The 13742-nt window shown below is 70.7% G+C and carries 12 protein-coding genes; 6 read left to right on the top strand and 6 right to left on the bottom strand.

Annotated elements, in window-relative coordinates; genetic code table 11:
* Positions 1–29: 29 nt before the first annotated feature.
* A complete protein-coding gene (locus tag HKD39_RS00385; protein ID WP_171197878.1) occupies positions 30–1148 on the top strand; it encodes a glycerate kinase in 1119 nt (372 codons plus the stop codon).
* An 11-nt stretch (positions 1149–1159) separates the two neighbouring features.
* On the opposite strand, the gene HKD39_RS00380 is transcribed toward HKD39_RS00385, so the two are convergent.
* A complete protein-coding gene (locus HKD39_RS00380) occupies positions 1160–1822 on the bottom strand; it encodes a ferritin-like fold-containing protein (protein ID WP_171198356.1) in 663 nt (220 codons plus the stop codon).
* A 507-nt stretch (positions 1823–2329) separates the two neighbouring features.
* Between HKD39_RS00380 and HKD39_RS00375 the strand changes: the two genes are divergently transcribed.
* From HKD39_RS00375 to HKD39_RS00365, 3 genes are read left to right on the top strand one after another with little or no spacing between them, the layout of a single operon-like run.
* A complete protein-coding gene (locus HKD39_RS00375; protein WP_425488404.1) occupies positions 2330–4309 on the top strand; it encodes a DEAD/DEAH box helicase in 1980 nt (659 codons plus the stop codon).
* A 28-nt stretch (positions 4310–4337) separates the two neighbouring features.
* Positions 4338–5927, top strand: a complete 1590-nt coding sequence (locus tag HKD39_RS00370) for an Rv3212 family protein (protein WP_171197877.1) — start codon at positions 4338–4340, stop codon at positions 5925–5927.
* Positions 5924–6964 carry an alpha/beta fold hydrolase gene (locus tag HKD39_RS00365; protein ID WP_212753725.1) on the top strand — a complete coding sequence of 347 codons (1041 nt, stop codon included), beginning with the start codon at positions 5924–5926 and terminating at the stop codon, positions 6962–6964. Before HKD39_RS00370 ends, HKD39_RS00365 begins: the two co-directional genes overlap by 4 nt.
* Here the strand turns inward: HKD39_RS00365 and trpS are convergent.
* The 3 genes from trpS to HKD39_RS00350 form a co-directional block, all read right to left on the bottom strand.
* Positions 6961–8100: a tryptophan--tRNA ligase gene (trpS, locus tag HKD39_RS00360; RefSeq protein ID WP_212753724.1), complete on the bottom strand. Its 1140-nt coding sequence runs from the start codon at positions 8098–8100 to the stop codon at positions 6961–6963. The two genes, HKD39_RS00365 and trpS, sit on opposite strands and share 4 nt — an antisense overlap.
* Positions 8101–8286: 186 nt before the next feature.
* Positions 8287–8730, bottom strand: coding sequence for a hypothetical protein (locus tag HKD39_RS00355; protein ID WP_171197876.1), 444 nt, complete (start codon positions 8728–8730; stop codon positions 8287–8289).
* Positions 8730–9656: a PHP domain-containing protein gene (locus HKD39_RS00350; RefSeq protein WP_171197875.1), complete on the bottom strand. Its 927-nt coding sequence runs from the start codon at positions 9654–9656 to the stop codon at positions 8730–8732. The genes HKD39_RS00355 and HKD39_RS00350 overlap by 1 nt, the downstream gene beginning before the upstream one ends.
* 35 nt (positions 9657–9691) lie before the next feature.
* Between HKD39_RS00350 and corA the strand changes: the two genes are divergently transcribed.
* On the top strand, positions 9692–10783 hold the full coding sequence (gene corA / locus HKD39_RS00345; RefSeq protein WP_425488403.1) for a magnesium/cobalt transporter CorA: 1092 nt from the start codon (positions 9692–9694) through the stop codon (positions 10781–10783).
* Positions 10784–10787: 4 nt separating this feature from the next.
* On the opposite strand, the gene HKD39_RS00340 is transcribed toward corA, so the two are convergent.
* A complete protein-coding gene (locus HKD39_RS00340; RefSeq protein WP_171197874.1) occupies positions 10788–11336 on the bottom strand; it encodes a YflT domain-containing protein in 549 nt (182 codons plus the stop codon).
* A gap of 337 nt (positions 11337–11673) precedes the next feature.
* Between HKD39_RS00340 and HKD39_RS00335 the strand changes: the two genes are divergently transcribed.
* On the top strand, positions 11674–12840 hold the full coding sequence (locus HKD39_RS00335) for a P-loop NTPase (RefSeq protein ID WP_171197873.1): 1167 nt from the start codon (positions 11674–11676) through the stop codon (positions 12838–12840).
* 144 nt (positions 12841–12984) lie between these two features.
* Here HKD39_RS00335 and tatB read toward each other — a convergent pair whose 3' ends face one another.
* Complete coding sequence (gene tatB, locus HKD39_RS00330; protein ID WP_171197872.1) at positions 12985–13665, bottom strand: Sec-independent protein translocase protein TatB; 681 nt, start codon at positions 13663–13665, stop codon at positions 12985–12987.
* Positions 13666–13742: the final 77 nt, after the last annotated feature.

Raw genomic sequence — 13742 nt, 5'->3', positions numbered from 1 at the left:
CAGCGGCGACACCCGGCAAGATCGACAACATGACCCGGCAATCCGGCAAGCCGCTCAGCGTGCTGATTGCACCAGATTCCTTGAAGGGAACGGCCACCGCCCGACAGGCCGCCGACGCGATTGCCGACGGCTGGCGGTCGGTGCGGCCGGACGACAAGCTGGTACTCCGCCCGATGGCGGACGGCGGCGAGGGCACCGCCGACGCGATCGCCGGCGCGTCCGCGGGAGCCAGCTGGATCGCTTGCCCCGCAACGGGTCCGGACGGTCGCCGCGTCGACTCCGCCTGGCTGCTGCTGCCCGACGGCACCGCCGTTGTCGAGTTGGCACGCGCCTCCGGGCTGCCGTTGCTGCGGGCGCTGGATCCGCTCCATGCCCAGACCGTCGGGTTCGGCGAGCAGTTGCGGGCCGCGGCCGCCCATCCCGGCACCCGCCGGATCGTCGCCACCGTCGGCGGTTCGGCTGCCACCGACGGTGGCACGGGTGCGCTGTCGGCGCTCGGCGCGGGGTTCAGCGATGCAGCCGGAGAACCACTTCCAACCGGCGGTGGAGCACTCGATCACCTTGCCGCTGTTGACGTTTCGGCGCTCGTCCGACCCCCGGACGGCGGGGTGCGGGTGCTCACCGACGTCACCGCACCACTGACCGGTCCGCACGGTGCCGCGGCCGTCTTCGGACCGCAGAAGGGCGCCGACCCGACCCAGGTCGAGCTGCTCGACCAAGGGCTGAGCCGGCTGGCATCCGTGTTGCGGGACAACGGCTTCAGCGCCGATCCCAGCGCACCCGGCAGCGGTGCCGCCGGTGGCGCCGGGTACGGACTGGCCGCGCTGTGGGACGCCCGTCTGGTGCCGGGCGCCGCCGAGGTCGCTGCGCTGACCGGGGTGCGCGACGAGCTGCCCGGAGCGGACGTGCTGATCTCCGGTGAGGGCGCCTTCGACAACTCCAGCGGTACCGGCAAGGTGGTCGGTTATCTGCTGGAGCAGCCGGGTCCGGGGCATCGCCTGGTGATTGCCGGCGTGCTGCAGTCCCCGCCGCCCGACGGTGTCGCCGGAATCGCACTCGACGACCTGGCGGGCAGCCAACAGGCCGCGATGGACGATCCGGTCCGGTGGCTGGAGCGCGCCGGTACTGTCGCGGCGCAAGCGGTCTGAGCGGCTCGGGCTCAGGCCAGGCCGAGCGACTTCATCCGTTCGCCGTGCCCCATCTGCAGCCGGCGGAACAGCGCGCCGATGCCGGCCAGATCGCCGGAACCGCCGATGATCAGCTCCGCCAACGACTCTCGCTCGGCAACGACGTACTGCGCCTGAGTCAGCGCCTCACCCAACAGCCGTCGTCCCCACAATGCCAGCGGACCGGACAGCCGCGGATCGTCGTGGCAGGCCCTGCGCACCTCACGCACCGCGAAAGCCGAGTGACCGGTGTCCGCCAGCACCCCGAACACCAGCTCACGCGACCGCGGGTCCAGCCACTCGGCGATCTCCCGATAAAAGTCGGCGGCCAGCCCGTCGCCGACATGCGCCTTGACCAACGACTCCAGCCAGGAGTGCGGCGCCGTCGAGTCGTGAAAGGCCTCGATCGGACCGGCGAACGGCGCCATCGCCTCTTCGACCGAGCGGCCGTGCGTGGCCAGGTAGTCCGACAGCAGCTGGAAGTGACCCATCTCGGCTGACGCCATCTGCGCCAGCGCCACCCGGCCGGCGAACGTCGGCGCGTAGCGGGCGTCGGCGGCCATCCGATCGAAAGCGGAGAGCTCGCCGTAGGCCAGCACTCCCAGCAGATCGACGACCCCCGCGGACAACGGCTCGCCCCTCGGTTCGCGCCGCATCGCACCGTCGGTGGCGGCTGCGGTGCCGGTAGCGCCGGCAGCCGTGTCGTCAGCGCCGGCGGCGGTGCCGTTAGCGCCGGCGGCGGTGCCGGCAGCGTCCGTGCCCGGATCGCTGAGCTGACCCTCCACCTGCACCCCTGTCATCTGTCGTCATCTCGAACTCGTGGTGTCGCGCCCGTGGTGTCGCGCGACTGTCCGGATCCTCGCTGTCCGGATCCACACTGGCCAGATCCACGCCGGCAGATCCAGACGATGTGGAACCGCCGTCGGTGCGTCCGTTCGGGCTTGCTGCCGAGGTTATCGCCCGAACCGGTAGACTGACACACCGGCGGCGCCGATCGGCGCCGCTCGACTTGTGCGCGCGATGCCTGTGCGAGCCCGAGCACCTGCCGGGGGATCCGCACCAACCGATGACCGCGGGCGCGGACGTCACCGAACGTTCGAGCCACTGTTCCGGGAGCCTCGCGCGCCGCCGCAAAGGCGTTCTTTTCAGGAAGGCTTCCCGCCGTGACCGATTCATCCGTGGCAGCTCCGGCTGACCACTCCAGCGATACCGATTCCCCCACCACCACTTCCCCCACCACCACTTCCGCCACCACCGAGTCCCCCGGTGCCACCGCCACGGACGGCACCGGCACCACGAGCGACACCAGCGCCGCCGAACTGCAGAATGAGGGCCTCGCCCCCGAGGACGTCTCGCAGTCGCATCCGCTGACCGCCGACGCCCCGGTCGCCGAGAGCTCCCCCAGCTTCGCCGATCTGCAGGTGAACCCGCTGATCGTGCAGGCGCTGGCCGAGGCCGGCATCGAGCACACCTTCGCCATCCAGGCGCTGACGCTGCCGGTGGCGTTGGTCGGCTCCGACCTGATCGGGCAGGCCCGCACCGGCATGGGCAAGACCCTTGGCTTCGGGGTGCCGCTGCTGCACCGGTTGTTGGCCGAGCGCGCCGACGCGGTGGGCCCTGACGGTGCCAGGGACGGCGATCCGAGCGAGCACCGCGCCGCGCCGCAACCGGCCGCCGGCCGGGCACCACGCGCGCTGGTGATGGTGCCGACCCGCGAGCTCTGCGTGCAGGTCACCAGGGATCTGCATGACGCGGCCAAGCATGTCGACCTGACGGTGGCCGCGGTGTACGGCGGCCGCGCCTACGAGCCGCAGATCGCCGCGCTGCAGGCCGGCGTCGACGTGGTGGTCGGCACCCCGGGCCGGCTGCTCGACCTGGCCAACTCCGGAAGCCTGGTACTCGGCAACATCTCGATCCTGGTGCTGGACGAGGCCGACGAAATGCTTGACCTCGGCTTCCTGCCGGACATCGAGAAGGTGCTCGGCATGGTGCCGCAGCAGCGCCAGACCATGCTGTTCTCCGCCACCATGCCGGGGCCGATCATCACCCTGGCCCGCTCGTTCATGACCCAGCCGCTGCACATTCGCGCCGAGTCGCCGGGCGAGGGCCAGACCCACCGCACCACAACGCAGTTCATCTACCGGGCGCACGCGCTGGACAAGGTCGAGCTGCTGTCGCGGGTGCTGCAGGCCCAGGGCCGCGGGCTGACCATGGTGTTCACCCGCACCAAGCGCACCGCGCAAAAGGTCGCCGACGAACTCGCCGAGCGTGGATTCGCCGCCGCCGCCGTGCACGGCGACCTCGGCCAGGGCGCCCGTGAGCAGGCGCTGCGGGCGTTCCGCTCCGGCAAGGTCGACGTGCTGGTCGCCACCGACGTGGCCGCCCGCGGCATCGATGTCGAAGGCGTCACCCACGTCATCAACTATCAGTGCCCCGAGGACGAGAAGACCTACGTGCACCGGATCGGCCGCACCGGCCGGGCCGGGCGCACCGGCGTCGCCGTGACGCTGGTCGACTGGGACGACATCCCGCGCTGGAAGTTGATCAACGACGCGCTGGAACTTGGGGTGCCGGAACCGGCCGAGACCTATTCCACCTCAACACATCTGCGCTCCGACCTTGACATCCCGGAGTCGGCCACCGGCCGGCTGCCGCGCAGCCAGCGCACCCGCGCCGGGCTGGCGGCCGAGCAGGTCGAAGATCTGGGCGAGACCGGCAAGACCCGCAGCCGCTCCGGCGGTCACGCCGGCCGCCGCGGCCAGAGCAGTGGCGGCCAGAGCCACGGACAGCACGGTGGCCGCGGCCGCGCCGACCACGGAGACCAGGCCGGTTCCGGCGGCCGGCGCCGCCGCACCCGACGCTCGGATTCCACCGGCAGCGAGCCCACCGGCGAGCGGCGGGACAGCACCAGCAGCTCGGCATCCGGCGGCTCGGCATCCGGCGGCTCGGCATCTGGCGGCTCGGCCGGCGGCAGCTCGGACACCGCGGGCCGGCGCCGCCAGCGCAGCCGCCGCCGCACCCGCGGGGGTCGGCCGGCCTCCGGCGGTGCATCCGGCGAGACCACGGCCGGAGGGACTGGCGGCGCCGGTTCCCAGGGTGCTGCCGGCGACGGTGCGGCCGCTCCGGCCGGTGCCGACCGGTAGTGACAGCCACCGCCCGTAAGCTCGCGTCGTGACCGACAGCGCCTCCAGCGAACCGACGCCCGAGTCGGCTCCGCCGGACGGCCCGGTGCTGCCGCGCAGCACCGGGCCCGGGTCCGACTACCGTCGTAGGCGCCGTCGGGACTGGATCGTGGCCGGGGCGATCGCGGTGGTGGCGGCGCTCGTCGCCGGCACCATCTATCTGACCAGCGACATCAGGGCCACCGCCAGCGACACCGCACCGGACTTCGACGCGGTGGCCCCGATGACCACCGCCCCGACCGCGCTGCGGCAACTGTGGAGCCAGCCGACCGACCCGGCGACCGGCGCGGCGACGTCCGCCTACGGCACCGTGGTGACCACCGACCAGCACAGCGTCGTCGGCCGCGACGTCGCCACCGGACAGCAGCGCTGGAAGTACGAGCGCAGCAACAAGCAGTTGTGCGCGGTGGCCTCCAATGACGTCAGCATCCCCGCGTACGACAAGCCGTTCGTCACCCCTAGCGCCGACGCCAACCGCGGGCTCGGCATCTTCGCGGCCTACCAGACCAACGGCATGTGCCAGGAGCTGATCCTGCTCGACCCGAAGACCGGGGAGCGTCGATACCAGCGCACGTCGCCGAACCAGACCGGCGGCTCGGTGTTCTACGGCGACCAGTGGATGGGGTGGATGGGCCCGTCCCGTACCGAGGTCTACCGCTACGACCTGTTCCGCACCGTTCAGCTCGGCGAGCAGCCGAGTCCCGATCAGCCAGGCGGCGCCACCACCGGGTGCACCTTCACCGACGCGGCGGTCAGCGACAAGATCGTCGCCACCATCGAGCACTGCGCCGACAAGGGCAACACCGCGCAGCTGGTGATCAACTACACCGACCCCAGCAACATCAGCGACAACAACAAGGATCTCAAGCTCGACTACAACGTGATGAAGCACTCGCCGCTCGCCGAGATCGACACCAAGTCGGCACAGGCCAGAATCCTTGCGGTGGAATCGGATTCGGAACCGAAGCCGGCAGCCGGACGGGTCGCCGTTGTGGTGAGCCAGCCGGAGCCGCAGGTGATCATCTACGACTCCGACGGCAGCGAGGTGGCCCGCAGCCGGCTGGACATTCCGGCCGAGTCGTTCGGTCCGGACACCCCCGGCAAGGCCACTCCACGACTGACCATCGGCGACACCAGCTACTCGCTGATCGGCAGCTCGCTGGTGGCCACCGGCACCGAGTCGATGCAGCAGACGGTGCAGGTCAACCCCACCACCACCACCAGCAGCCCGCAGACCGATGCGGTGGCCGACCGGCTCGGTGTCGGCGCGAGCAGTTCGGCACCGAAGTCGAACACCGAGACCTACTCACGGACCACCCCAACGGTGTCGTGGGCACTCACCGACGTGATCGGCCTGCCCGGCGTCACCAGCGCCCCGGACAGCCGTGGGGTGACAGCGGGCTCGACCCTGCTGGTGCCCACCAGGGGCGGGCTCGCCGTCGTCCCGCGCGAGCAGGGCACAGTCGAGCGCACCATCGCGGTGAACCGGGCCGGCAACCCGGCGCGGGTGGACGTGCGCGTGGTCGGGAACAACGTGGTGGAATTGCGCGGGTCGTCGGTGGCGGTGCTCGGCTCGTGACGCTCGACAAGGGCGCCGAGCAATCTGAGTTGTCAAGGCGGCCTCAGCAGTCCGAGCTGCCAGAGCAGGGTGAGCTGTCTGGGCAGGGTGAGCAGTCTGAGCTGCCTGATGCCGCCGCCAGGCAAACACCCGGCGGTGCACAGCTTTTCCCGCACCATGCCGAACACCGCACGCTGACCGTCGGGACGCGGCGACTGGCCGCGCTGTTCGCTCCGGCCGCTGCTTCGGCTTCGGCAGCTTCGGTGCCGGCCGGCCGCGACGCCGCCGCAGCACAGCCCCCGACGCTGCTGCTGGTACCCGGCTACACCGGGTCCAAGGAAGACTTCGCCCCGCTGCTCGATGCCTTGGCCGACAACGGCGTCGCCGCGCTCGCCATCGACCTTCCGGGTCAGTACGAATCGCCGGGGCCGGACGATCCACGCGACTACACGCCGGCCGCGCTCGGCGACGTGGTGGCCGAGCTGGTCGCGGCGTTGCCGGAACCCGTTGTGTTGCTGGGTCATTCGTACGGTGGACTGGTGGCCAGGGCTGCCGTCCTTGCCGGTGCCAGGGTGGCCGGCCTGGTGCTGCTGGACTCCGGCCCCGGCGCATTGCCGGCCGGCCCTCGGGTGCAGGCATTGCAGCTGGGCATCCCGGTGCTGCAGCAGCAGGGCGTGGCAGGAGCGTATGCGCTGCGCACCGCGCTCACCGAGCGGTTGCGGGGGCAGCTGGCTCCGCCGCCGGAACTCGCGGAGTTTCTGCAGCGCCGGTTCCTGGCGTCCACCGCCGCCGGCCTGCTCGGCATGGGCCAGTCGTTGTTGACCGAGCCGGACCGGGTGGACGAGCTCGCGGCGGTGCTGGCGGACCGGCAGACGCTCATCGCGGTGATCTCCGGCGAGGCCGACGACGCCTGGGGTGTGGCCCAGCAGAGCGAGATGGCGAACCGGCTGGGCACCTCGCTGGTATTGATCCCCGGCGCCGGGCACTCCCCCAACACCGAGCAGCCCGACCGCCTGCTGCGGGCGGTGCTGCCGCTGGTGCGGTCCGTCTCGAGCTAGCTCGGGGGCAACCGCTTCACCGTGTGCACCGCGTGGTAGCCGGCCGGCGGGTCGGCAACGCCGGACGCGCCGACAGCGCTGACCACACCGATGGCCGCCCTTGCCCTGGTGACCACAGCGTCGGCGACCGTTCTGGCCCTGGCGGCGCCAACGGCCAGCATGCCGAGCAGCTCTGCCGGGTCGGCGAACAATTCCTGGTGTCTGCGGCGCACCGGCTCCAGCTCGGCGATCACCACATCGGTGCAGAGTTGTTTCAGCGCACCGTATCCGCTGACCGAATCGAGCACCTGCTCGGGCGTCCCGGCGGTGAGGGCGGCGAGGATCTCGGCAAGGTTGGCGATGCCGGGTTTGACGTCAGGGTCGTAGCGCAGCTCGCCGTCGCTGTCGGTGACGGCGCGGCGCACCTTGCGGGAAATCGTGTCAGGGTCGTCGAGCATCCGGATGACGCCGGGCGCGTCGGCCGGCGCGGACTTGCTCATCTTCGTTGTCGGGTCGGCCAGGTCGCGCACCCTGGTGGTGAACGCGGCCGGCGCCAGCCGCGGCACCACGAACGTCCTGCCGTACAGCGTGTTGAACCTGATCGCCAGGTCGCGGGCCAGCTCAAGATGCTGGGACTGGTCGCCGCCGACCGGGACGTCAGTGGCGTCGTACAGCAGGATGTCGGCGGCCATCAGGCACGGATAGGTGAACAACGACGCGCGGGTGCCGGGGCGGCCGCCCTTCTGTTTGAACTGGATCATCCGGCTCAGCTCGCCGAGGTGCGCCGTCGACTCGAGCAGGTAGCTCAACTCGACGTGGGCCGGCACGTCCGACTGCAGAAAGACGGTCGCTCGTTCCGGATCCAGCCCGGCGGCGATGAACAGCGCTGCCGTGGAGAGCGTGGCGCGGCGCAGCTGCTCCGGGTGGTGATCGGTGGTCAGCGCATGGAGATTGGCGACGAAATAGAACGCGTCGTCCTGATGCTCGGTGAAACGCCGCAGCGCCCCGAGATAGTTGCCGAGGGTGAGCGCGCCGGACGGCGTGATGCCGGAGAGCTCGCGGCTCTGCGGCGACAGCGAGTGCAGGCAACGGTCAGCCGCGACCTCGGAGCGGTCGGCGGCTGGATCGGGCGCGGAGCTGGTGCGGGAAGTGATCACGGTGGTGGCTTTCGCGATAAGGCCCGCCGGGCGGGACTTCCGCGAACGTGCTCACCTTCGGATCTGCACAGCGAAGCCGCCCGGACGGGCGGCTGCTGGTGGGTGAATGCGCAGGGTCAGGAGCCGTCCGTCGCGGACGGCCACCAAGACTGGACGGCGAATCGCTGCACGCGGCACAGCATAGCGTCACCGCCACCAGGTGACGACCAGCACCACGGCTACAGCGGTGATCGTCAAGCAGGCCAACAGGTATCGGATGCCGACCGGGCACCGACGGCGCAGCCCGCGCAGCGCCTCGGCCGCGATGCCCACCCCAAGATGCAGCCCGACCACCCACCAGCGCGGGCCGTCCGCGGCATCCACCAGGCGCGGCGCCAGCAGCTGCGCCACCAACAGCAGCACCCCGAGCAACAGCAGCCCGGCGCCGAGCAGGCCGGACACTCCCTCGAGAATCCGCAGCGGCCGCGGCACGCGAGCCTGCTGCCCCGACGGTGCCGGCGGCGCCGCTGCCGTCCTTGATCCGCGCGCGGCCGGCGCCGGGGCGATGCGGTGCGTCGGGGCGTCCGGATGGTCGCCCGGGCGGGGCCGCTCGGGCTCGGGCACGCGCGGCAGCGGCGCGGTACCTGGCATCAGCTGCTTCCCACGCTCGCACCGACCACCGGCAACGACCCCGACCCGCGAGAAACCAACTGCGCCAACGCTTCCGGTGCGGTGTGTTCCTGCGCCAAGCGGAGAGTCTTGTTGTGGCCGTGGTAGTCGGAGCTGCCGGTGCCGATCAGCGCGAACCGATCGGCGATCTCGGCCAGCTCGGCGCGGGCCGCGGCATCGTGGTCGGGATGGTCGATCTCAAGGCCGGCCAGCCCGCGGTCGACCAGCGAGCCGATGTAGTCGCTGGAGAGCACCCTGACCTCGCCCCGCCCGCGTGGGTGAGCCAACACCGGGACGCCGCCGGCCGCGGCGATCATCTCCACCGCCGCCGGCAGGTCGGTGTCGGCCTTGGCGACGTAGTACGGCCCACGGAACGCCAGATAGCTTGTGAAAGCTTCGGTCACCGACCCGACCAGCCCGGCCTGCACCAGAGCCATCCCGAGGTGGGGTCGGCCGACCGGCGCGCCGGCGGCGATGTCGAGCACCTGCTGACGACTGATCGGCACCTTGTCGGCCACCATCCGGTCCACCATGGCCAGCCCGCGGTTCAGCCGCTCCGCCACCAGCCGCTGATGTTCGGCGACGATCGTCGGGTCGAGCGGGTCGAAAAGATAGCCGAGCAAATGCACGCTGACCAACCGCTCCGGTGCCGCGACCACGGTGGAGAACTCGGTGCCGGGAATCAGCGTCATGCCGTCCGGCAGCGCCGCGGCGGCGGCCGCCCAGCTCACCGTGGTGTCGTGATCGGTGACGGCCAGGGTGCCGATACCGGCGGCGGCGGCCTTGGCCACCAGCTCGGCCGGGCTGTCGGTGCCGTCGGACGCCGACGAGTGGGTGTGCAGGTCGATCAGCGACCCGGGCGCGGTGCCGGGCCGCGACGAGCCGTCCGGCGCAGGTGCAGCTGACATAGTGCGTCCAACCTATCGGCGGTTAAGTTGTGCAGGTGCCACGACTTCCCTCGATTCGACCGACGATTCGCCCACTGCTGCCCAGCGGCGGGCGAAGAGCCGGCGAGCCGGTGGCTCCTCCCGCCCGGAATTCGTACCTGGTGAATTGCGTCGCTTACGTCGACGGCGTCGCGGTACCGGAAACCAACGACCCGGCGACCGCGCTGGCGCACGTCCGCAAGGCCGGCAAGGGCTTCGTCTGGGTCGGCATGTTCGAGCCGGACGCCGACGACATGGCGGGTGTCGCGGAGATCTTCGGGCTGCACGAGCTGGCGGTGGAGGATGCCGTCACCGCGCACCAGCGACCGAAACTGGAGAACTACAAGCGCTATGCGTTGATGGTGATCAAAACCCTCAACTACATCGAGCACGAGTCGCCGACCACTGCGATGGAGATTGTCGAGACCGGCGAGATCCTCACTTTTCTGGGCTCCGACTTCATCCTCACCGTGCGGCACGGGCCGCACTCGGAGCTGTCCGGGCTGCGCCGGGACCTCGAGGACGACCCGGAGCAGCTGGCGCTGGGTCCGGCCACCGTGCTGCACGCCATCACCGACCGGGTGGTCGACCACTACCTGACCGTGGTGGAGGACATCGAGGACGACATCGACGAGATCGAGAGCTACGTCTTCAACCCGTCCAAGGACGTCTCGATCGAGCAGATCTACCTGCTCAAACGGGAAGTGCTGGAGATGCGTCGCGCGGTGGCGCCGCTGCGCATCCCGCTGCAGCGGCTGGCGCAGACCGAGAACCCGCTGGTGCCGGCCCCGGTGCGGGAGTACTTCCGCGACGTCGAGGACCACCTCAACCAGGTGGCTGAACAGGTGTGGACGTTCGATCAGCTGCTGTCGTCGTTGGTGGACGCTTCGTTGGCCGAGGCCACCGTGCAGCAGAACGAGGACATGCGCAAGATCTCGGCGTGGGCGGCGATCGCTCTGGTGCCCACCGCGATCGCCGGCATCTACGGGATGAACTTCGACTACATGCCCGAACTCAGCTGGCCCTTCGGCTACCCGATGGTGATCCTGGTGATCGTCTCGGTATGCGTGCTGCTGTACCGCACGCTGCGCAAGCGCGGCTGGCTGTAGCGCCTCAGAACGCGCTGGCGGCCGGCCGCGGCGGCGGGTTGTTGCCGCCCAACTCCATGCGCGCCAACAGGTTCCGGGCCGCCTCGGCGGTCCGCGGTTCGCACAGCACGTCGTACCGGCGGGCCACCACCTGGCTGGCCGAGGTGAAGTCCCGGCGCCCCTTCGTCATCGAGTAGCCGAGCCAGCCCATGCCGGCCCCGAACAACGCACCAACCAGCACAGCCACCAGAATCAGCAGCAGCACGCCGCCCTCCACCTGCGAGAAGAAGCTCATCAGCAGGCCGAAGAACAGACCCATCCAGGCACCGGAGGCGGCCCCGGCGCCGATCACCTTGCCGGAGGTGAGCTTGCCGGTGACCCGCTCCACCATCTGCAGGTCGGTCCCGACGATGGTGACGTCTTGAATGGCAAAGTCGTTCTGCGCCAAGTGCTCCACCGCGCGCTGCGCCTGCAGGTACGTCGGATAGGCGGCCACCGCGAACCCGGTCGGCAGGGTCGGCACGTTGGGCACGCCGGCACCCGCGGCACCACGAAAACCCATCGGCGAACTCATCTCGCGAACCTCCACTCGGATCAACACAGCAACAGCACAGAATCAACGACCCGCGGGTCACACTGGTACCCGCTGACAACGATGGTAGACACCCCGCAACCAGGCAACTTGTGCCAGACATGGATGAAGGGTGAGTGCACCGGCCATCGGGTGCCCGCCACCGGCCGTATGGGGAGGCGGCCGGGACGGATCGAGCGGCGGCGGATCGACGGGTGGCGGATGGACGGGTGGCGGATGGAACGGTGGCAGCTCGACATGTGGCCAGCGACGTGTGGCAGATCGCAGGCCCGGCCGCTCGCCGACGGCGAACGGTGAATGATCACGCGGTTAACCTGGGATGGTGGCCGTCACCGAGAAAACCCTGAACCCGGACGATATTCGCACCGCGCTGGCCGGCGTCAAGGACCCAGAGATCCGGCGCCCGATCACCGAGCTCGGCATGGTCGACCGGGTCGAGGTGCTGCCCGGCGGTGTTGTCGATCTGACGGTGTTGCTCACCATCGCCGGCTGCCCGCTGCGGGAAACTCTCACCAACGACGTCACGGCCGCGGTCAGGGCCGTCCCCGGTGTGTCGGAGGTGCGGCTCACCCTCGGGGTGATGACCGACGAGCAGCGCACCCAGCTGCGGGAGAACCTGCGCGGCGGCGCCACCAGGGAGATCCCGTTCGCACAGCCGTCCTCGCGGACCAGGGTGTACGCGATCGCGTCCGGCAAGGGCGGCGTCGGCAAGTCGACGGTGACGGTGAACCTGGCAGCCGCGCTGGCCGCCAAGGGCCTGTCGGTGGGCGTGCTCGACGCCGACATCTACGGCTTCTCCATCCCCCGGATGCTCGGCGTGACAGGCAATCCGACCAGGGTGGACGACATGATCCTGCCGCCGGTGGCGCGCTGGGAGGGCAGCCCGGCCGAGGTGAAGGTGATCAGCGTCGGCATGTTCGTCGAGGGCAACACCCCAGTGGTGTGGCGCGGACCGATGCTGCACCGGGCGCTGCAGCAGTTTCTCGCCGACGTGTTCTGGGGCGACCTTGACGTGCTGCTGCTCGACCTGCCGCCCGGCACCGGCGACGTCGCGATCTCGGTCGGGCAGCTGATCCCGTCCACCGAGATCCTGGTGGTGACCACCCCGCAGCAGGCCGCCGCCGAGGTGGCTGAGCGGGCCGGCGCGATCGCGCTGCAGACCCGGCAGAAGGTGGCCGGGGTGGTGGAGAACATGTCAGGGATGACGCTGCCGGACGGCACCGTGCTCGACGTGTTCGGCTCCGGCGGCGGCGAGCAGGTCGCGAACTCACTTACCCAGCTGACCGGGCACGAGGTGCCGCTGCTGGCCCAGGTGCCGCTGGACCCGGCGCTGCGCGTTGCCGGCGACACCGGCCGTCCGCTGGTGCTGCGGCCTGAGGCCGCTGACTCCCCCGCCGCGCAGGCGTTGAACACGGTGGCCGGCAATCTGGCCGCCCGCACCAAGCCGCTCGCCGGGGTGTCGCTGGGCATTTCCCCGCGCCGCTGACTTGTGCTGCCGGTACCCGGCGGCTCGTTGTGCCGGCACCCGGCCGTCTCGTTGTGCCCGGCGCCCGGCCGACTCGTTGTGCCCGGCGCCCGGCCGACTCGTTGTGCCGGCGCGCGCCGGCTCGCTCGGCGTTCCCCCGCGGAGTCAGCCGCGGGGCAGCGGCAACGGATCGCCGGCCGGAGCCGCGGCGGCGGCAACGCTGGGCAACGGGTCGCCGCCCGGCTGTGACGCACCGGCTGCCGGCGCCGGATCGGCAACCGGCACTCCGGACGATGGCAGCGGATCGGGCACCGGCTGCTGGCCGGCCCCATGCTGCTGGGCGGGGGTCGGGTGCACTGCGCCTGGCAGCGGATCGGGCGCAGCAGCGGCTGGCACCGGTTCGGGCGCGCCGGCGCTGACCGGTTTGATCGGATCGGGTTTGACCATCGAGGTCAGGCTCGGGCCCGGGGTGTCCGGTGCGGCGAACAGGCTCTTGGCCTCACCCGGGTTGATGCCGAGCGCACCCCCGGCCGAGCTGGGGGCCGGAGCGTCGCCGAAAATGCCGCGGCTGATCAGGTTCTTGGGGTGCAGGTCGCGCAGTTGGCGCAGCTCCTGCAGTTCTTTCATGTCGCGCAGCGACTGCAGTTCGGACACCTGCCGACGCAACTCGGCGATCTCGCCGCCGAATTCGGAGTGCAGCTGCTGCTGGGCGCCGGTGGCCATCTCCCGCACCTTGCGCAGGCTGGAGAACACCCACTGCACCGCCACCGGGATTCGCTCGGGGCCGAGCAGGAACACGCCGATGACCACGATCAGCAGGATCTGGGTCCACGACAGGCCGAACACACGTTCAGCCTACGCGGCCGGACACCGATGCTGACCCCGATGATGTCGTCAATCCGGGTCCAGTGCACTTCTCGGGG

Origin of the sequence: Nakamurella aerolata, from assembly GCF_013002705.1 — a bacterium.
In the GTDB taxonomy this organism is placed as follows: Bacteria; Actinomycetota; Actinomycetes; order Mycobacteriales; family Nakamurellaceae; genus Nakamurella; species Nakamurella aerolata.
This window is presented reverse-complemented; position numbering and strand designations above follow the sequence as displayed.